The organism is Aquabacterium sp. A08, from assembly GCF_011742065.1.
The window spans coordinates 1-649 of the sequence record NZ_JAAQQT010000161.1; the positions used below are offsets into that span (position 1 = coordinate 1).

Annotated in this window: 1 protein-coding gene and 1 pseudogene; both read left to right on the forward strand. The window is 65.3% G+C overall.

All coding sequences use genetic code 11. The features are described from left to right. A partial coding sequence (locus HA630_RS00910; protein ID WP_157826905.1) for a 4Fe-4S dicluster domain-containing protein occupies positions 1-93 on the forward strand: 93 nt, incomplete at its 5' end. A 254-nt stretch (positions 94-347) separates the two neighbouring features. Next, a pseudogene (locus HA630_RS00915) lies at positions 348-649 on the forward strand (ammonium transporter); the annotation flags it as partial.

Below are 649 nucleotides of genomic sequence, written 5' to 3' on the forward strand. Positions count from 1 at the left end.
CACTGCAAGACCTGCGACATCAAGGACCCGACGCAGAACATCGTCTGGGTCACGCCCGAGGGCGGCGGCGGGCCCAATTACGCGGGGATGTGAGGGGGGCGAATGACCCTGTCCGCCGACCGCCTTCGGGCGATTTGTTGTTGTTGGGTTCGGGCCGTGTGCAATGCAGCCAGCGCCCGGCGCCTGCGCCAAAACGGGGACCGCCACGGCGCGCAGCCGGTGCATGCCGGACCGCCCAGGGGCCTGCCTGCACCAGTTTCATGCAGTGAACACAAAATTACCTATAAGAAACTTTGGCACGCTCCTTGCACCGCTTCTGGCGTCCACAACTGCCCTTGGAGTATCCCTTGAAACAGTCTCCTTCCCTGCGCTGGCTGCTGCCTCTGGTCCTCACCGTGGGGCCATCCGCCCTGTGGGCCCAGGCCGATGCCGCGCCCACCCTCAACGCGGGTGACACCGCTTTCATCTTCGCCTGCAGCCTGGCCGTGCTGCTGATGACCATCCCCGGTCTGGCCCTGTTTTACGGGGGTCTGGCGCGGACCAAGAACGTGCTGTCCATCCTGATGCAGGTCTTCACCGTCACCGCCCTGATGGCGGTGCTCTGGGCGCTGTTCGGCTACTCGCTCGCCTTCACCGATGGCGGCTCGGC